This is a genomic window from Winogradskyella sp. PE311 (genome assembly GCF_046545555.1).
In the GTDB taxonomy this organism is placed as follows: domain Bacteria; phylum Bacteroidota; class Bacteroidia; order Flavobacteriales; family Flavobacteriaceae; genus Winogradskyella.
In genome coordinates this window covers 52986-73804 of the sequence record NZ_JBHZTH010000004.1, presented here as the reverse complement: position 1 = coordinate 73804, position 20819 = coordinate 52986, and the positions used below count along the sequence as shown (strand labels likewise).

General features: G+C 32.4%; 12 protein-coding genes. 10 read left to right on the top strand and 2 right to left on the bottom strand.

Annotation, left to right across the window (positions count from 1 at the left end; genetic code table 11):
* The first annotated feature begins 451 nt into the window (after positions 1 to 451).
* The 6 genes from ACFWU4_RS13005 (at position 452) to ACFWU4_RS12980 (ending at position 16107) form a co-directional block, all read left to right on the top strand.
* Entirely contained in the window at positions 452 to 859 is a 408-nt protein-coding gene (locus ACFWU4_RS13005; protein ID WP_411128568.1) for a hypothetical protein, read from the top strand.
* A 260-nt stretch (positions 860 to 1119) separates the two neighbouring features.
* On the top strand, positions 1120 to 2442 hold the full coding sequence (locus ACFWU4_RS13000) for a hypothetical protein (RefSeq protein ID WP_411128566.1): 1323 nt from the start codon (positions 1120 to 1122) through the stop codon (positions 2440 to 2442).
* A gap of 113 nt (positions 2443 to 2555) precedes the next feature.
* The gene (locus ACFWU4_RS12995; RefSeq protein ID WP_411128564.1) at positions 2556 to 4025 is read left to right on the top strand and encodes a gliding motility-associated C-terminal domain-containing protein; all 1470 of its coding nucleotides are present in this window, start codon (positions 2556 to 2558) and stop codon (positions 4023 to 4025) included.
* Between the two features lies 1 nt (position 4026).
* Positions 4027 to 6801 (top strand): PorP/SprF family type IX secretion system membrane protein, encoded by a 2775-nt coding sequence (locus tag ACFWU4_RS12990; protein WP_411128562.1) that lies wholly within the window; start codon positions 4027 to 4029, stop codon positions 6799 to 6801.
* Positions 6802 to 6867: 66 nt separating this feature from the next.
* Positions 6868 to 15090 (top strand): T9SS type B sorting domain-containing protein, encoded by an 8223-nt coding sequence (locus tag ACFWU4_RS12985; RefSeq protein ID WP_411128560.1) that lies wholly within the window; start codon positions 6868 to 6870, stop codon positions 15088 to 15090.
* Between the two features lie 30 nt (positions 15091 to 15120).
* The gene (locus ACFWU4_RS12980) at positions 15121 to 16107 is read left to right on the top strand and encodes a type IX secretion system membrane protein PorP/SprF (RefSeq protein ID WP_411128558.1); all 987 of its coding nucleotides are present in this window, start codon (positions 15121 to 15123) and stop codon (positions 16105 to 16107) included.
* Here the strand turns inward: ACFWU4_RS12980 and ACFWU4_RS12975 are convergent, their stop codons facing one another.
* Positions 16108 to 16959 (bottom strand): winged helix-turn-helix domain-containing protein, encoded by an 852-nt coding sequence (locus ACFWU4_RS12975; protein WP_411128556.1) that lies wholly within the window; start codon positions 16957 to 16959, stop codon positions 16108 to 16110.
* A gap of 129 nt (positions 16960 to 17088) precedes the next feature.
* On the opposite strand from ACFWU4_RS12975, the gene ACFWU4_RS12970 reads away from it, so the two are divergent.
* Positions 17089 to 17652 carry a YceI family protein gene (locus ACFWU4_RS12970; RefSeq protein WP_411128555.1) on the top strand — a complete coding sequence of 188 codons (564 nt, stop codon included), beginning with the start codon at positions 17089 to 17091 and terminating at the stop codon, positions 17650 to 17652.
* A 4-nt stretch (positions 17653 to 17656) separates the two neighbouring features.
* The gene (locus tag ACFWU4_RS12965) at positions 17657 to 18250 is read left to right on the top strand and encodes a hypothetical protein (RefSeq protein ID WP_411128553.1); all 594 of its coding nucleotides are present in this window, start codon (positions 17657 to 17659) and stop codon (positions 18248 to 18250) included.
* 2 nt (positions 18251 to 18252) lie between these two features.
* Here the strand turns inward: ACFWU4_RS12965 and ACFWU4_RS12960 are convergent, their stop codons facing one another.
* Entirely contained in the window at positions 18253 to 18795 is a 543-nt protein-coding gene (locus ACFWU4_RS12960; protein WP_411128552.1) for a DUF4251 domain-containing protein, read from the bottom strand.
* Positions 18796 to 19019: 224 nt separating this feature from the next.
* Between ACFWU4_RS12960 and ACFWU4_RS12955 the strand changes: the two genes are divergently transcribed.
* Positions 19020 to 19868, top strand: a complete 849-nt coding sequence (locus ACFWU4_RS12955) for a T9SS type A sorting domain-containing protein (protein ID WP_411128550.1) — start codon at positions 19020 to 19022, stop codon at positions 19866 to 19868.
* Between the two features lie 77 nt (positions 19869 to 19945).
* Positions 19946 to 20746, top strand: coding sequence for a DUF1853 family protein (locus ACFWU4_RS12950; protein ID WP_411128548.1), 801 nt, complete (start codon positions 19946 to 19948; stop codon positions 20744 to 20746).
* Positions 20747 to 20819 lie beyond the last annotated feature (73 nt).

Here is a 20819-nt window from a genome sequence, read left to right as displayed (position 1 = left end):
AATAAGATTTGGGTTACAACAAATTTCATTCAAATAATTTGTAAATCCTTATAAATCATATCAATACCTCATTTTTACGATAAAGTGATTTAAAGTGTAAATTTCATCGATTAAAAGACCTAAAAATTCGTACTGTAATACATTGAAAACTGCATCATTTAAATTATATATAAGTTGATAAATCTCATTTTTCTTCATGTTTTTAAGTCATATTTTAACAGGTTTTGCTAGAAAATCATGACTTGTATTTCATCGAATAAATATGCTTTTAATCCACTAAATACGCAGTTTGTCCAAGTTTTATGCATTTAAAGTGTTAAAAAAAATATCATAAAAATTCAATTTTTAGTTGTTTTTCATATAAATTTATATAGATTTGTTCCGTTAAGTCCAAATCAAAATTATAAACATGAAAACTAAACTTACCTTATTAAGTATAATTTTTTCACTCATGATAAGCCTGGGAAATGCTCAGAAGAAAAAAGATTCTCAAAGCATTATTAGTGGAAAAGTAAATATTTCTAAATATCACAGTCGTGAAGATCTAGATAAGATGCCTAAAGGAGATCTACTTGTTTTATATATAGAACGCATAGAAGTCATTGTTAACATATTACCGAATATTGCATTTGCAACTAAACCGGGTATAACAATGGAAACTCTTGGCATACCAGAAACAAAAGAGAACAAAAACGCATTAAAAGAAAATATTGAAGCCTCAGATACTTACTTTGAAAGCACAATAGAATTTCAAAAAAAGATACTGCCCTACTCAGATACAAATGATTTAATAGCGGCTATATTGTTTTATGAAGAGACCCTAAAATCACTTCATACCTACAATGAATTTAAAGATTAAAATTATTTAGTTAGTGATTATTATTTAGTTGTGTGATACCTCGTCAATTTTGGCGAGGTTTTTTTGTTTTAATACCAAAAAGTTTAAGTATCTTTTATAAAATCATAGCTGCACTTAATTTAAATATTATTTTTTGTAAGAAATTTCTTTTTAATGTATGAAAAAAGTGTATTTCATCGATAATTTATTGTATTTCATGGGTTTTATTTGTATGTTTGATGTAATTAGTTTCAAACCCAAACTAAATTAATTTAACTGCAATGAAAAATTTTATTACAACCGCACTTATTTTTCTATTGGCTATAAGCAATTCTATTGCTCAGCAAGAAAAAGGAATAATTGGATATGATAATTGGTTAGACTCATGGACTGAGTTCAGGCCAAGTCGTGTTAACTATGAAGAAGCTACACAAATTTTAAGTGGAAATATTTCTCAAAACACAACACTCACAAAAAGAAATACATACCTCCTACTAGGCGATGTTTTCGTAACAAATAATGCTACCTTAATCATAGAACCAGGAACAGTAATTCTTGGAGACTTTAAAACTAAAGGATCACTTACTATAAGTAAAGGTTCTAAAATTATAGCCGAAGGAACACAAACCGACCCTATTATTTTCACCTCTAATAAGAGCGTGAAAAAACCTGGTGATTGGGGAGGACTTTTTATATTGGGCAACGCTCCTATAAACACTTATGGTAACGAGGCTTCATTAAATTATGGTCTAAAACCGAGCAATTTTGAAAGTATTGGATATGGTGGAGAAAATATTGAAAGTAACTCTGGTATTTTAAAATATGTTAGAATTGAGTTTGCTGGTAAAAAGACTAAAGCATTTGGTAATTTTAGTGGGCTTACTCTTGCTGGTGTTGGTAGACAAACTGTAGTATATAATGTTATGGTAAGTTATTGTGAAGGTTCTGCTTATAATATTCTTGGCGGTGATATTGTACTTGTTAAAATAGTATCATACAAAAACAATCAAAACGACTATCAATTCAACTATGGAGCACAGTGTAACATTATAAATTCACTTGCAGTTAGAAACCCATACATATCTAGTCCAGAAGGCTCTAGATGCATGTATATAAAATCATACGATAACAAGGAAGCTTCAGATCCACTTAAGAATTCAACCTATGTTAATGCAGAAAATTTAACGCTTGTAAATTTATCAGAGGATTTAGAATCTGATATTAATGTGGGTTTAGTAAAAGAAGCGATATATATTGGAAATGACGTGTCTTTTATAATTGATAAAAGCGTAATTTCTGGCTTTAGTCCTGCTGTCATACTAGACAATACAATAAAACTAAACGATGCTAATCTTAGAAAGATTCAGTTTGTTAGAACTTACTTTAATAACTGTAACGGAAACATCTTTAGAAAAGGATTTAGTAATAATGACGACTTAGAAAGTTGGTATGGTAGTAGAGCCTTTAACAATCTGTACTCTAAAGGACCAGATTCAGAAACATTCATTGATTCTAAAGACAGTAAATATCCAGATTTTAGATTAAAAGTAAATAGAATTATAGCATCTAACGATTACTTCGATGATGATGAAGATGATGACTAAGAGCAATCTATTAACCGAAAATTTTAAATCATAAAATATATATTACAATTATATTTAAAATTAAAGTAAACAAATATAAAAGCTTATAGAATAAATAATTACAATCATTATTAATGCTTAAAAATACATTTGCTCAAAAAATCTTAATTGGTATTGGTCTAACACTTGTTGTATTACAAACAAGTGTAAATGCTCAAATAGTTATTGGTACTCCAAATTTAGGATTTAGTCAAGCATGTGCTAGTAATTCATTTAACAACTATAGTACAACTTTTACGTTTTCACCAGAATCTGCTTTAAACGCCTCAAATGAATTCACAATAGAATTATCAGATTCTGACGGCGATTTTTCCAGCCCAACTGTTATTTACACTTCTGGTGCAGGGAACATAACAACATCACCAGCTACATTAAATTTTTCTATACCAGAAACAACTGCTGGTGAAAGCTACAAGATTCGAATAAAAAGTAGTGCGCCTATAGCAACAAGTGCAGCCTCTTCTGATTTTGCAGCTTATTACAAACAACAAGATTCGCCTTTTACAATTAATAATTTAGTATCGACAGGCGCTTATTGCACCGGAGGAAGTTATCTTTTAACCATTGATGATCCTGGTACAGGTAATAACGATTCACCATTAAATTATCCATCCCTTACATTTAACTGGTTTAAAGAGACAAGTGCAACAACATCTGTATTTGTTTCAGAAGGTACAACCCTATTAGTTGATGAAGAAGGCACATATTTTGTAGAAACCAATTATGGTACATGTACATCAGATTCATTTTCTAATCGTGTAACCATAAGTGAAGCCGATAGCTCTGGTGAAGCTAACGCATCTATTGTATCGAGTTTAGGAAATCCATATTGCCCAGAACAAGGCTTAACCACACTTACAACATTAGGTGGAAATAGTTACCAATGGTTTAAAGATGGAATCGAAATTGATGATGCTACTAACCAAATGTACCAAACTAATGAGTCTGGTATCTTCTCAGTACAAGTAGATTTAGGTGATTGTATGGCTTCAGGATCTATAGACTTAATTAGTGAGCTTTTTGAAAGCGACATAAATATTGATCCGATCAATAATATGCTAGAAGGTGAAACGCTTTCAGTTGAAATTACAAGTACAGCTGTTAGTCCTGAATATGAATGGTTTTTAGATAATCAAATTATTGTTGGCGCCACAGGACCAAGCTATAATGCCACTGAATTTGGTGATTATGAAGTTATAATATCTGAGACATCTAGTGGATGTAACGGATCGAGAGTATATCAATTTACAATAAACCAAGGCATTGAACCCTTTCCAGACGTAGATAACATACCAAATGTTATTAGTCCTAATGGCGACTTAATTAATGACACTTGGGTATTGCCATTACAATATGTTACAGGAACAAATACTGAGATAGTTATATTAAATGAACAAGGTAAGCTTGTTTTTCAAACTATAGATTATCAAAATAATTGGCCAGAAACTAGTTTAGACTTAACTAGTGTAAACAAGTTGTTTTATTATATAATAACAACAACAGATGGTAAAGTTAAAAAAGGAACAATAACAATAGTTAAATAAGATGAAGAGACTATTGATTATAACCATATTATTCTGTTCCATGCAGATAGTTAATTCACAAGCAGATGACGGTGTAGTTTCTTTTGATTTACCAATAAGAAACTCTCTTATTTTTAATCGTTTTGCTATAAATCCAACTTTTACTTTTGTAAGACAACAAAATAAGTTTATAAACTTTACTAGTAAGAGAGAGAATATTCAGTTCGACAATGCTCCTGAGACATTACTTGGAACTTATTCTGGTCGATTTGCAGAAAACATTGGTGCTGGTATTTCAGCTTTTCAACAAAACTATGGTGTACTAACGACCTTTGGAGGTGTGCTCAATTTCGCCTATAATGTAAAGTTAAACACAGACAAAAACTTAACATTCGGCTTAAATATAGGTGCTTATAAAAGCGGGGTTAATTCCTCTAACATAGTCACAAATTTTGATGATCCATCACTTCAAAATGTGCAATCAAATTTTCTATTAACAGTTAACCCAGGTATTAATTACGGTACTGAGTTTTTAGATTTTGGTGTTTCAGTTAACAATCTTGTATTATATAATATTGAAACCTCATCTATGATAGAAGAGGATCCAAGACAAGGAATTCAAGCGCATGTAATGCATACAGGTTATTTTAATGGACGTGGCTTTTTTGAGAAAACTAAATTTACTGCTTTAGTAATGTCAGAATTCCAGAAAGAAGAAACAATTATTTCTGGTTTAGCTTCCCTTAATGTACCAAAGGGTATATGGTTTCAAATAGGATATAATAACCGATATGGCGTTTCTGGTGGCTTAGGATTAAATGTATCTAAAAATATAGCTTTAGAATATAATGTAGAAAAAGCTATTGGGCAATTTGTGGATTTTGGACCTTCACATGAAGTTTCATTAGCATACAGATTTATTACAAAAAAGGAATATAAGTATAACGGAGATGAAAAAGTAAGCGGTTTATTTACAAAAAAGCGCACTACTCCAATAGTTGAAGCGACAGACGAAGAGTTAGCTGCAATTAGAGATAGAGCTGAAGAAAGACGAGTTATCGCGGAACTAGATCGTGAAGCTAAAGAAGCAGCTAAGGCCAAAGCTGATGCAGATGCTAAGATTGCAGCTGAAGAAAAAGCCAAAGAAGATGCTGCAGAGAAAGCTAGAAAAGAAGCAGAACAAAAAATTAAAAAACTAGAGGCACAAAAAGCTAAAGAAGAGGCAGAAGCTAAAGCGAAAATTGAAGCAGAAAAAATAGCTAGAGAAAGAGCAGAAATAAAAGCAAAACTATTGGCTGAAGAGCAAGCTAAACAAGATGCTGAAGCTAAAGCTAAACAATTAGCAGAACAAAAAGCAAGAGAAGATGCTGCTTTACAAGCTAAGAAATTAGCCGAGCAAAAAGCTAAAGAAGCAGAACAAAAAGTTAAGCTAGAGGCTGAAGCGAGAGCTAAACAAATGGCAGAGCAAAAAGCTAAAGAAGAAGCGGAAGAGCAAACAAGAATACAAACCGAATTATTAGCTAAAAAACAAGCTGAAGAAACGGCTAAACAACTCGCTGAACAAAAAGCAAAGGAGGACGGTTATAAAATTGCCAAACAATTAGAAGAGAAAAAAGCAAGAGAAGATGCCGCATTAAAAGCTAAGCAATTAGCCGAGCAAAAAGCTAAGGAAGAAGCAGAAGAATTAGCTAAAAAACAGGCTGAAGAAACTGCTAGACAATTAGCTGAACAGAGTGCAAAAGAAGAAGCTGCTGAACAAGCTAAAGCATTAGCAAAACAAAAGGTAAAAGAAGCTGAAGAAAAAGCAGCAAAAGAAATAGCAGATGCTAAGGCTCAGGAAGAAGCTAAAATAAAAGCAGAAGAATTAGCCGAACAAAATTCCAATGAAGAAACTAAGGCAAAAGCGGATTTAATTGCAAATCCTACAGATGACATAGGTAAATCCATGAAAAAGTTGTCTGAACAAGCTGAGCAGACTAAAACTGAACAAAATAAATTATTAGAAGATCTTAAGGATATCATAGATATAAAAGATAAAGATCTAAAAGACTTAAAAGAAGAAAACGACTTAAGCGATAAAGGCATTACAGTTGCTCCAAAACCTTTTAAAAGTGTAACAGCTGAAAACAATAAGTTAAATACGATTAAGTCGAATCTAGACAACGTCATAAAAACACGAAGTGATAAAATTGACGAATTGAAATCACTTTTTGATGACCGTTCTAAAATTAAGAATACAGAGTTAGACGAAGTAAATCTATTTTATAAAAAGGAAATTAAACGATTAACGGAGGAACAATTAAAGGCTTTAGATGTAAGAGAAAAACTAGATTCTAGATTAGAGGATATTAGAATAGCTACAGAGTTCGAAAAAAGACGCAGAATTAAACGTGCTGTTTATGATAGTGATAGCGATAGGTACGACCAAGATAGAGCGATGCTTCAAAATATTAAACGCACCACTACTCTAGCAGACACACCTTATAAATCAGAAGATTTTGATTTTGGTGAAGTACAGAATAGTAATATCAAAATTCTAAAAAACATAAATAATGTAGATAGTGGTTACTATTTAATAATTGCAGTACATAGCGATATTAATAAAAGAAATGAATTTATCAAAAAGGTCGTAGCCTCAGGTCGTAGTGATGTAGATTTCTTTTATGATGTAAACACTAGTAAATATTATATTTATTATATAAAAGCCGATGGGATACAACAAGCCAATAGTGCTATGCAAACAAAAGGAAATAGACCATATAATGAAAAAATGTCCCTCGTAAAAATTGAAAATTAAATAAGTTAAGCTGTTCTTCAAGCTTTCATTGCCCTATGAAATTTTGAGGAAGTAAAATTAAGTATCATGAAAAAACCTACTTTTTCAAGAATAATAATTTTTGTAATAACGATGTGCTTTGGGATAGCCTCGTTTGCTCAAAATTATGTGCCGTTCGCGCCAAGATTCAATCAAGATTTAAAGGGAGACATTGTATTAATTGGGAATAATATTTTAGGACCAAATAACGATGCCTTTAATGATGGTAATATCTATAATCACAATGTCGATATGCAATATATCGATATTGATAGTGACGCATCTACCTTTAGTTCCTCTAGTGCTGATTTAAGTATAGATAATCCAAATTGTTATAGAATTATTTATGCTGGCCTATATTGGGGAGCTGTAAATCCAGGGAATGAACCTATTACAGATATAAAATTTAAGGGACCCATTGGAGATTATAACGATATTACCGGAAATATAATATATGATGCTAACGGTTCTTCAGTGGATGGAGGAGATAGTTTTTCTTATGCTTGTTTTGCAGATGTTACAGACATCGTTACGAGTTATGGGCCTGGTGTTGATTTAGGAACATATACAGTTGCTAATGTATCGTCTGGTACAGGAGAAACAGCTAATTTTACACCATTTAATGGTACAGGGCAATCTGCAGGATGGTCGCTCTTTATTGTGTATGAAGATCCTACTTTACCAGGAAAATCAATAACTAGTTTTGATGGATTTAGTGCTATTAGTGTACCAGGTAGTAATCCTACTTTAGATATCCCTATAAACGGTTTTAGAACTATACCAGCACCTGCACCTGTTAGAGCAAATTTTGCATTTGCGACACTAGAAGGTGATAGTCCTATTTTAGGTGATCGTTTAAGATTAAATGGAGTTAGTTTATCTACAGTAGATAGACCTGTTTCAAATTTTTTCAATAGTTCGGTAACACAATTAGATGCGACACCGGTTTTAGATAGAGTACCTAACAGCTTAAATACTTTAGGTTTTGATACTGGTACAATAGCAATTCCTAATCCAGGAAACTCCGTTATAGCGAATGATGCTACATCAGGTACAATACGTCTTGAAACAAGTGGAGACACTTATTTCCCCTATTTCTTTGCCTTTGCTGTAGAAATAATAGAGCCAAACGTTGTTTTAACTAAAATTGTGGAAGATGACGCAGGCAATGATATAGGTGGAGAACTTGTTGGCTTGGGTTCATCCTTAAATTATGTTATTGGTTTTCAAAATACCGGAAATGATAATGCAACTAATTTTCAAATACGTGATATTCTACCTATTAACATTGTATTTAATTATCCGGATGATTTAATATTACCACCTGGTGTAACTGTAGATAGTTATAATCCTATAACACGAGAACTTGTTCTTAATATAGATAATTCACTTGTTGAAGAAAATGACCCTGTTTACGAAATAAGAATTGAGGTTGAAGTTGTTAATAGCTGCGGAGACCTTGCAGATGCATGCTCTAATATTATTAATAATCAAGCTTTTGCTACATACAATGGTTTTTTTAATCCAACCTTTCAGATTACAGATGATCCTAGTATCAATAGTAATACGGGATGCCTATTATCTCCTCAAGCTACCAATTTTTTAGCTGATCTAGATTGTGAATTTAGAGAAGAAATTATCTTATGTGGTGATAGTGTTGAATTAACAGCTGCTAATGGATATGATTCATACTCATGGTCTACAAGCCCTTCAGGAACACCTGTTATTGGAGATACACAAACTATTACAGTTAACTCTACAGGTACCTATTATTCATTTAATACTGCAGTGGCTCCGTGTCAATCTATTGAACAAGTTTATGAAGTTGAACTTTTTGGTGGAGATGTAGAAAACCCAGTGATACCTTATGCTGATGAAGTAGTAACATGTCCTAATGATGGAAAACTACTTCCAAATATATTTCTTTGTGGAGCAAATGATTCAAGATTTATTGAAACTAATATTGCAAATTCTACTTCGATAATCTGGGAACAATTAGATGAAGGAAGTTGTGCAGCAGTTGCAAATCCTGATTGTGCAAATGAAGATAATGCGTGTACTTGGAATGAAGTTGCCAACGGCTCAGACTTTTTGGCAAATACTTCTGGTCAATTTCGTCTAACTATTAACTATCCTGGTGGATGTTTTAATCAATTTTATTTTAATGTTTATCAAAACTTACTAGTTCCAACAGTGGTTTCAACAGATATTATTTGTACCACAGATGGAAGCATTACAGTTAATGATGTACCAAGCGGCTACGAATACAGTATAGATGGTACTAATTATCAAACCAATAACGTTTTTATTATTACCACTCCTGGAACTTACAGTGTTTATGTAAGACAAATAGGTGTACCTACAAACCCATGCATTTTTACAGTACCAGATGTTTTAATAAGAGATAGAGATTTTACAGTTACATCTACTGTTTTACAACCACTTTGTTTTGGTGAAATGGGAAGTATTCAATTAGCCGCAAATGATGTTGATCCTCAATATACATTTACATTAGAAGAAGGCGGTACTTTAGTAAATTCAGTAGGACCTATAATTGACAACACACATATTTTTGAAAACTTAAATCCAGGAACTTATACAGCAACGGTTGAAACTGAAAATGGATGTTTATATGCAGAAGATATTATTATTATCGAACCACCTTTACTTACTGTTACAGCGGCTATCACAGCACCTTTAACTTGTACCGATGGTGAAATAACTATCTATGCTGAAGGTGGTACACCACCATATTTTTACTATATAAATAGTACAACTGATTTTCAAACCATACCAGAGATAGTAGTAACTGCTGCTGGTATATACGATATTACGGTATTAGATTCTAATAACTGTGAGGCCAACACTACCATTACCATTGAGGTTATTCCACCACCAGAATTTACAATAACCACAACTGATATATTATGCGGAGGAACAGGAGATACTGGTACGATTTCAATTGATGTTACAAATGCAAATGGTAATAGCATAGCATATAGTATTAATGGTGGTACAACCTTCTCAAACTCTTCTGTATTTACAGGTCTGACAGCAGGAAATTATGATGTAGTATTGCAATACGCATCTGGTACATCTTTATGTACAACAAACCCACAGAGTGTAACTATTGTTGAAAATATTGCCATATCTGGTACTGCAGAATTATCTGCGCCCTTAACTTGTAACAATGATGGCACAATAACAGTTACAGCAGTGTCTGGTGGAACTCCACCGTATGAATATAGTATTGATGGTATAAACTTTCAAACAAGTAACGTCTTTTCAGGCTTAACACAAGGCTCTTATACTATAATCATCAGAGATGACAATGTTTGTACATCTATCACAAATGAAATTGTTATAGATGCATTAAATCCTCCAACTGAAATGGATTTTTCTAGCACTCCAGTAATATGTCCTGCAATTACTAGTGATATAACGATTACAAATACAACTGGAGGAACAGGAGTTTTAGAATATCAAATTATTGCCCCAGCTTCAGCTGTGACTCCTTACCAAACTTCGACTGTTTTCTTAGGATTATCTCCTGACACTTATACATTTCAAGTAAGAGATGAAAATGATTGTATTTACAATGAAACTTACACAATTGACCCAATCGCTGCGCCAACACTAAATGTTATTTTAACAGAAGGCTTAGATTGTACAGTAACACCAGATGCATTGTTTACAGGTACTCTTTCAGGAACCGCTCCTTATACACATGCTGTTTCCTTTAATAGTGGAGCATATACATCTTTAGGAGCAACAGCAACGACATTTACATATAATACATCAAACCCTGGTACGTATCAATTTCAAATAACTGATGCTAATGGTTGTACCGCAGAATCTTCATTAATTACAATAAATCCAATAGCACCTCCAGCATTCAGTGCTGTAGTGCAAACACAGCCTATTCTTTGTAATGGCGATGCAAATGGAGCTATAGATATCACAATAGATACAACTGTTGGTACTCCTCCATTTACAATAAATGTAAATAACGATACAACAGCAACTAATTTTGGAACACAAACGACTGGTTTACCAGCAGGAACATACACCATAACTATTACTGATGCTAATGCTTGTACAGATACAGAAACCATTGTAATTTCTGAACCAAATGCCATTGGGTTTGACTTAACTAAAGTGGACATTACTTGTAATAACCCTGGTGGATCATCATTAGGATCAATTACAGTAGAAAACGTTTCAGGCGGGACTGCTCCATTCTCTTATTTTATTTCAAATAATTTTGGAGATGTTATTCCGGGAAATCCTTACAATGCAACAACAAATGAAAACCACACTTTTAATATAATCAACTTTGGAATATACACCATAAATATTGTAGATTCTAATGGGTGTAGCCTATCACAGCAAATTACTATTGCTTCGCCCCCTTCAGATTTAGATATTAACGTTAATATAGCTGTCCCAGATTGTACAACAGGTGGTACTGCTGAAGTTACTGCTATATCAGCAGTAGGAAGTGGTAGTTACGAATTTGGTATCTTAGAGTTTAACACTATACCATATACAACAACTTATTTCGCGCCAGATACACCAGGTGGAAATACAAGAACATTTACTAATTTAATACCTGGTGTTGTTTATACCTTTGTAGTCCATGATTTGGTAACAGACTGTTATTATGTGAAATCTGCAGATGCACCGATTGATCCTGCATCTACATTAACATCTTCAGTAGTTCCAAACAATGTGTCTTGCTTAGGTGCCGCTGATGGAAGTGTAACGTTTACTATCGACAATTTTGATAGCACAACCACTTCTGTAGATTATGCGATTTATTCTGCATTTAATAATGTCCTAATTGATGGGCCAACGAACTTACCAGTCACATTTGGTACGCCAGAAACTGTTACAACACCAATGCCAGGAACATTAGCGCCAGGCCAATATTACCTCCTATTCACTGAAAATGGGACGAGTACTTTTAACGGTTGTAATTCTGCGTCTCAAATCTTTGAAATATTAGAATCAGCTGTTGCTTTAGACTTAAATGTATTTGTAGATCAAAATGCGAATTGTAATCCAAATTCAGGATTAATAAGTGCTATAGCTCAAAACGGAACACCACCATATGAATATCAAATAACAACGGTTGCCACTCCACCACTTGCTACTGATGCAGGTTGGACTTCGGCAAGCACTTTTAACGTAAACGCAGATACGTATTACGTACATGTTTTAGATGCGTTTGGATGTGTTGAATCTAGTCCTGCAACTGTTGTTGATTTAGACAATTCACCTTTGATCTCAGCTACTGTAAATAATCCTTGTGAAATTACAGATGGAAATTACAACATTGATATCACTTTGGATACGCCTAGTAGTCCTCCATATAGTTTTAGTATTGATGGCGGAGCATTTCAAACTCAAACCGCTCCTTTTACAATTTCTAACTTATTTTCCGGGACACATACCATTGAAATCCAAGATGCAAATGGTTGTGGTAATATTTTATCTATTGATGTAGAAGAACCTATAAACTTAACACCAGAAGTGACTGCCTTACCATCATGTAATAATGATGATGGCGAAATTACAGTATCTGGTTCTGGAGGATCTGGTTCTTACACGTATAGTATAGCTCCAAATCCTGCTTCAATAAATTTAGCAGGCAATATATTTTCAGGTGTACCATCAGGGATTTATACGATAACGGTTACAGATACTGTATTGCTATGTACAGCAGAGACAACAATATCTGTATCAGAAGCTATTCTACCAACGTTTACGCTAACACCAAATGCAGTTACATGTTTTGCTGATAATACAGGTACGTTTGATATTAACATTATTAATTATAGTGGTAATTATACCTACGAAGTGTTCGATGATCTAGGAGCTTCAATAACGGGAGTTATCGCTGCGAACACATCGACAAACCCGTTAACGGTTATGGGTATGGAAGCTGGTATCTTTTCGGTGGAAATTACGCAAACAGATGTGCCATTCTGTTCTAATACAGAAACTGTAATTATTAGTTCACCAACAGAAGCTTTAACACTTACGCTTTCAGAAACATCTAATGTGACTTGTAATAATAATCTAGGAACGATAACGGCCATTGCCAATGGTGGATGGGATGATTATGAATTTGAATTAACTGGAGATGCGTCGGTTGCATATTCTGCAAATAATACTTTTACAGATTTATCGGCAGGAACATACACGGTAAATGTAAGAGACAGTGAAGGTTGTATAGCTTCAGAAACAATTACGTTAAGTGAACCTACACCGATTACAGCAACATTTACACCAAGCACAACTGTACTATCTTGTTTTGGTGATCAAAATGCTAATATTACGGTAACTGCAGTCTCGGGAGGGCAAGGCTCTAATTATACATATACACTGAATACTATTGCACCTATTATAAGTAGTTCTGGTCCACAAACCTCTAATGTTTTTAATGATTTAGGAGCAGGAACATACAATATTACAATTACAGATGGTTTTGATTGCGAAATGACTTCACTCGATTTGGTTATTGCTGATCCAACACCAGTTGATGTAAATTTAGTAAGAGCATCTTCACAAACATGTTTTATTGAATCTACCTTAACTTTAAGTGCAACTGGAGGAACAGGGCCTTACGACTATAGCGACACAAGTTCCTTTGCCACAACAATTGGCAGTTTTAATACATCGACAACATTCTCAGTGCCAGAAGGTACTTATACTTATTATGTAAGAGATGCTAATGGTTGTATCACCAATGCATCAAATGAAATTACAATAGAACCATTAAACGATTTAACCATTAATTTAGAATCTACCAATCCAACAATTAATTGTACTGGAGATAACAGTGGGTCTATAATTGCAATAGCTCAAGGTGGTTTGGGAGATTACATATATACCTTACAAGACGGTCTAGGCAATGTAATTGTAGCAACGCAAAACACACCAGGCTTTTTTACAGGATTAGTCGCTGGTGACTATTTAGTGTATGTAGAAAGTGGTGATTGTGATTTCACCTCATCTCCAATAACTATTACACAACCTTTAGCACCGTTAGATGCTTCAATAGTTGTTAATAATATATCGTGTCCTGGAACAGATAACGGATCAGTTGACATTACTGCATCTGGCGGAACTGGTATAATTAAATATGCTATATCACCTCAATTAAATCAGTTTTTTGAAACTAATATTTTCGAAAATTTATCGCCTGATGATTATTCTATTATTGTTCAAGATGAACTCGGTTGTTATTTAACTTTTGATTTTACAATTGTAGAACCAGAACCAGTATCACTAATTATTGTTCCAAACTCTATATTTCCAGAAGTTTGTAGTGGTGATGCGAATGGCGAATTTAGTATTGATATTTCTGGTGGAAATATGCCATACAGTGTTAGCTTAGATAACTATGATGGTCCTTATACGATTGGATCTGCAACTCAAACTCAATTCGATTTTACAGATTTAGAAGGAGGAGATCACACTGTATATGTACGTGATACACTTGGTTGTGAATCTGAATGGAACATTACATTTCCTGAATCTATAGCTATAAATCCAGAAGTCATCGTAGAATCTATCTGTGATAATAATTTACAAGGTAATATAGTCACCGTGACTGTAGATGACTCTATCACAAACCTATCTGATTTAGATTATTCCTTAGATGGTGGAACTTATCAATTGAGTAATGTTTTTACAAATGTACCAGTTGGGACAGATCATTATATTAGCGTAAGACATACAAACGGCTGTATACAAAACACAGAGTTCTTTGATATCGAAGCTTACACACCTGTAACATTAACATTAACAGAAACTGAACTCAATGAATTCATTGCTAATGCTGATGGAGGAACAGGCGATTACACTTATACAATGAATGGAGAAGATTATGGAAGTACGAGCACATTCATTATTTCTGAATCTGGATTATACACAGTAATTGTTACCGATACCAATGGCTGCACTGCCGAAGCACAAATTGAATTAGTCTTTATAGATGTTTGTATACCTAATTGGTTTACACCTAATGGAGATGGAGAGTTCGATACATGGGCACCTGGTTGTACAGATAACTATCCAAACTTAACTTTTGACATTTTCGATCGATATGGTCGTAAGGTTGCGACGTACCGAGTTGGAGAAGTTTGGGATGGACGTTATAACGGTACTGAGTTACCAACAGGTGATTATTGGTTTGTAGTAAAAACTAATGACCCAAATGTAGATAAAGAGTTTGTTGGAAATTTTACACTATACAGGTAACACCAGATCGATTGAATTAAACCTACTAAGATGAAAAGAATTATAACATATATATTATTTCTAACAGTAACTTTTAGTTACGGCCAAGAATTGAATTTACCGGTTTGGACACAATACCTAGCCGATAACGATTTTATTATTTCACCAACCTACGCTGGTATTGGAGATAATCTAAAGATTAGGGCAAATGGACTAACACAATGGGTAGGGATTAAAAATGCACCTGATAATCAATCTATTTATGCCGATTTTAGAATATCTAATCGCTCTGGTATTGGGATTTCAGCTTACAATGATAAAAATGGAAATACTAGACAGAAAGGTGTTAAGTTTTCTTTTGCCCATCATTTAACCTTAGATTATAAAACAAAACAGTATCTATCGTTAGGTATATCTTATAACATAAATAGTTTTAGAATTGATATAGAAAACTTCAATACTACTTTTGATATACCTATAATCGATCCTTCAATTAATGACGACAGATCTGTAAATAACAATAATTTCGACGCTGGTATTCTATATAGATGGGATAACTTTTATCTAAGCTTTAATGCAAATAATTTAGTTTCCAAGGACACAGATCCTTTTACTGGCTTAGAACCAAGTCGATTATTAAATTACCAGTTATATACAGGTTATGTAATCACTCCAAAAAACAATAAGGATGTTGAGTTTGAACCATCTGTATTCTTTCAATTATTTGATAGTGATAGACGTTCTGCAACAGATATTAACTTTAAATACAGGAAATTTAACAGAAATGGTGACTATTATTGGATTGGTGCATCATATAGATTTTTAAATGATCAATTTTTGAATCCTTTGAATGTTGGCCCTATGGCTGGAGTATTATATAATAAATTATATTTTGGCTATTCTTATCAAGTTACAATTAATGATCTATCAGGATTCAATACAGGTACGCATGTTGTAACTATTGGATTAAATTTATTACAAAGCGCTAGTAATTGTGCATGTACTAAAGGAACTAGTCAGAGTTATTATAGATTGTAGTTATTTAATTTCGAGCTTATAACCTACTCCATGTATATTGGTAATCTTTATTGATGTATCTGCTTGTAGCTTTTTACGTAGCTTTGAGATATAAGTATCTAGACTTCTACCAACAAAAACACCATTATCTTCCCAAACTTTTTTCATAAGTTCATCACGTTTTAAAATCTCATTTGGTCGCTCAACAAAAAGTGCCAAGAGTTCGCACTCTTTTTTTGATAAAGCAATTTCTATTGCTTCTTTAACAAGCTTATTTTGTTCTGGATAAAAGTAAAAACTGCCAAGTTTTTCCACATCATTATCTAAAGGTTTTTCAATTTTAATCTTAGGATTTTTAAACATAAAAAAGACAAAACCTATTACAATCAAAAAAATAAGACTAAAAACTATCGTTTTAAAAATATCTAATTCATCATTCAATTTTAAAAATTTCACCTCTATTAAATAACACGCATCAGGCAGATATCGCCCAGAACAAGGAATAATAGTACTCTCGACGTCTTCTGTAATTTGATAACTATATGCTACCTCATTATCATTACATTGAATAACTTCAACACGATAATCTTCTGGCAAACCTGCTGACTCAAAACTTTCATCTAGTGCTACCACTAAATTATTAGGCTCAAAAGTCAATGTATTATTAAACCCTAGTCTATATATATTAGTCTTTAATTCCTTTACTGGTAAAATGAGTGATGTAGAATCCCCATTACTTAGTAATACTTTATTACCAGTATCTCGTAATGCAATTTTTACACGCTCAACAAAGTCATTTTTCTTAACACTACAAGATGCTGCGCACACTAAAATAAATACTATGACTATTTTAATTGAAGAATTCTTTTTCATATTGTTTCACAAAGAACCGTTATTTAGTTTAAATTTTGCAAGTGTTTGACACTTCTTTTACACTTTTTTGACACTCTTTGAAACTTGTAAATCTAGTTTTACCTCATTATTTAATCAAAAATATATAACATGAGAAAATTACTAGTATTAATTACGATTATGGCATTAACTTTAAGTAATGTTATCGCACAAGAGCAACTAAAAATAAATACATCTAAGAGTACCGTTAAATGGTCTGGAGAATATTCATTTTATTTTGGTGGCCATAATGGCACAATAAGTATTACAGAAGGCTATTTTATTAAGACCAATACCGTTATAACTGGAGGCAAGTTTAATATTGATATGAACTCAATAATATGTTTAGACATAGAAGATGACGAGGCAAATGAAGGCTTAATTAATCACTTAAAAAATGACGATTTCTTTGAAGTAGAAAAATATCCTGAAGCAACAATTGAAATAACGGCTGTGGAATATCATAATAATACAAGTATGAAAATTTACGCTAATCTAAATATAAAAGGAATTACCTTGCCTGAGAGTTTCCAAGCTGAAGTAGATTATTCAAAACAACAATTAACTGCAAAATTTAAAATAGATAGGCAGCGTTGGGGAATTGACTATAAAAGTAAATTTAGAGATGGAGCTATTGCCGACGGTATTGGCTTTGAGGTTATTTTAAGCTTATAAAACTATGAAAAAATACTATTTAATTATTATAGTCTTACTTTTTTCTGTTGGGCTATTAGCGCAAGAAAACGAAAAATTAGACTTATTAAAAGCTGATAGTACGTGGTTAAAAGAAATTATAAAATTTCCTTTTGGTTTCGCACCGCAAATAGAATTCGAAGGTTACGAAGATTTACGTTTTGCCAAAGACTGGAGTAAACCTAAAGGATCAGAGTTTTTTACATACGCCTTTGTTTGGAATATTAATCTATATTACTCACCAAGCACAGATCTTATAGAAAAAAACATAAAACTTTATTATGATGGCTTAATGACTGCTGTTAATAAAGAGAAACATTTTACAGTGCCTAAAACCAATGTTAACTTCCATCAACTTAATAATAAAAATGGCTTACCTCTATTTACAGGTACTATTCAGTTAAATGATTCATTTTTTACCAAGAAAATAATACAACTTAATGTAACTGTAGAAACCCTATACTGTAAAATTAATAAACGCTATTTACTGTATTTTAAAGTATCTACACACAAAATAGGTAGTGATACTTGGAAAAAATTTGATGAACTAGAATTAAAGAATAATTATTGCGAATTATGAAGCTATTTTAGAAGAGGTATTATTCTCCCTCTATATTTAGCAGATGTTCTGTGAGAACTTATAATATTAACATCTGCAGTCTTATCAGCGTATAATTTCATTATTATATCATAAGATTCAACTTTGTCCTTGACAATAAATTTCACCTTTAAACCCTTGGATGCATCTATATTATAATCACGGATTATATTATTAAAATTTATTCCAACATCGTCACCATTTATATAAGCATTACTTATCCTAACCTCACCCACATAGGGTAAATTAGCGATCGCAGAGTCATTTTTAATTTTAATTTTATATCCTGTAGATAAACTAACACGTCCTCCATTATTACCAGTATTCCTAAGCAATTTGTTAGATACATTAATTACATCCATTGTCTGTAATGGGTATAAAACTTCTGCATCAAATTGAAATCTTCCAGATTCTACTAAACGTTTTAGTTCATCAAATGCTTTTGATTCCTCAGCTAATTCGACATTACTTTTAGAGCTACCACAACTTAATAGTATTAAAGTCAAAAACGTTAATAATTGTCTCATCTTCATTTCTCTAAGTTACGAATTAATTTAATTGCATCTATAAATGAATTGTTAATTCTAAGTCCTTATAATTTATAAAAATAGCCAGAATTCATTTTATCATTCATTACTTGTAATACCTCGATTAACTATTTGGTTTAACGAGTATTAAATGCGCTTATCGTTTAATTTCTAGAGCCCTAGAAATAAAATTTACTTTTAAACTAGCTATTAATTATTACGTTATGAAATACCCTAACAAAAATATGTCATTTGAGAACAGAAATTGTATTAACTATAAATTCGTTAAAATTAGATATTACGCTACCATCTTTATGTCTTTGTTTTTATTAAACTCTGCACCTCGTTATTTTGATAACTCGTCAAGTAATGAAGTGTTTTCCCATTTTGGATATTTAAAACTTATCGCTAACAGTACAGATAATACCTCTAGCACCATTTTTTATTTCAACAGTAATGCAACTCGTGGTTTAGATCCTGGTTATGATGCTTCTATGTTTGGAGGTGTTGCACCACCTTTTGCATTATATTCTCATTTAATTGAGGAGGATAATGGTACTCCTTATGCCATTCAATCATTAAATGGTGAAGATATGGGTAATGCCACTATTCCTTTAGGAATAAATGCATCACAAGGTGAAAACATAGTAATTAGTATTTTACAAACTGATTTCCCTACTTCTATAAATATCTATTTAGAAGATAATTTAACTGACACATCAACGCTTTTAAATAATAACGATTTTACATTTACGACAGATTCCGATATATCAGGAATTGGACGCTTTTATCTTAAGTTAGAAAGTAGCGTACTAGACACAACACAGTCTCTTTTTAATGATTTAAAAGTATCGACAAATCAGTTTGAAAAATCTATTATCATAAAAGGGAAATTAAAAAACAAAACATCTTTTAAAATTTATGATATTAATGGTAAATCTGTTAATGAAGGATTATTAAACATATCTAGCAATTACCAAACTATTAAAACACACAACATACAAACTGGAGTTTATTTAGTTGAACTAAAAGATGATTACCAAAAACTAACGAAGAAATTAATTATTAACTAACTAATCCATTAATAATTGGGAAAGCCACAAGTCCTTTACTTGTGGCTTTTTTCATTTAATAGGTTTAAATTGCATAAATGAAGTTTAAAGAAATGTTTGAAGGTTTTGAATCTACACCTCTGCTGTGGAATGACGACTTGGTTTATGGACTAAAACAATTTCTTCCTAAACGTACTTTATTATCAGCTATTCCTAAAGGAGATTATAAGAGACTACGACTGGGTAAATGGGTAGAGGCTTTTGTTTCGTTACAACTAAGACAACAATCTCTTATAAATATTATTTATGAGAACCTTCAAATTAAAAATGATAAAGTTACAATTGGCGAATTAGATTTACTTTTTACGAAGGACTTACAACCTATACATTTAGAAATCGTTTATAAGTTTTATTTGTACGATTCAGCACAAACTAATACTACCAAATTAGAACATTGGATTGGACCAAATCGTAACGATACGCTTATTCAAAAACTAAATAAACTTAAGGAAAAACAATTACCATTACTTTATAACAAGCATACTATAAAAGCTATAAACGAGACTGAATTTAATGTGGCAACTGCTGAACAGTATGTTTGCTTTAAAGCGCAGTTATTTATTCCGTATAAAACGAAAGATTTAGATATAGCACCGCTAAATAAGGCTTGTATATCTGGTTTTCATATGCCTTTTAAGGACATTATGCGCCTAAGTACATACCAAATCTATATACCTAGTAAACTTAATTGGTTAAATATACCTACACAAGATGTTTCTTGGTTAAACTATGATGATGCATTTAAAGAAATAGAATCTTTTATTAATACTAAAAAATCCCCTTTAATCTGGGTAAGACTCAATACTAAAATTCAAAAATTATTTATTACTTGGTGGTAAAAAAAAAGCAACACCATATATATATATCTTATTATTGGATGAACGCATTAAATTTTTGTGTACCTAATTCGTA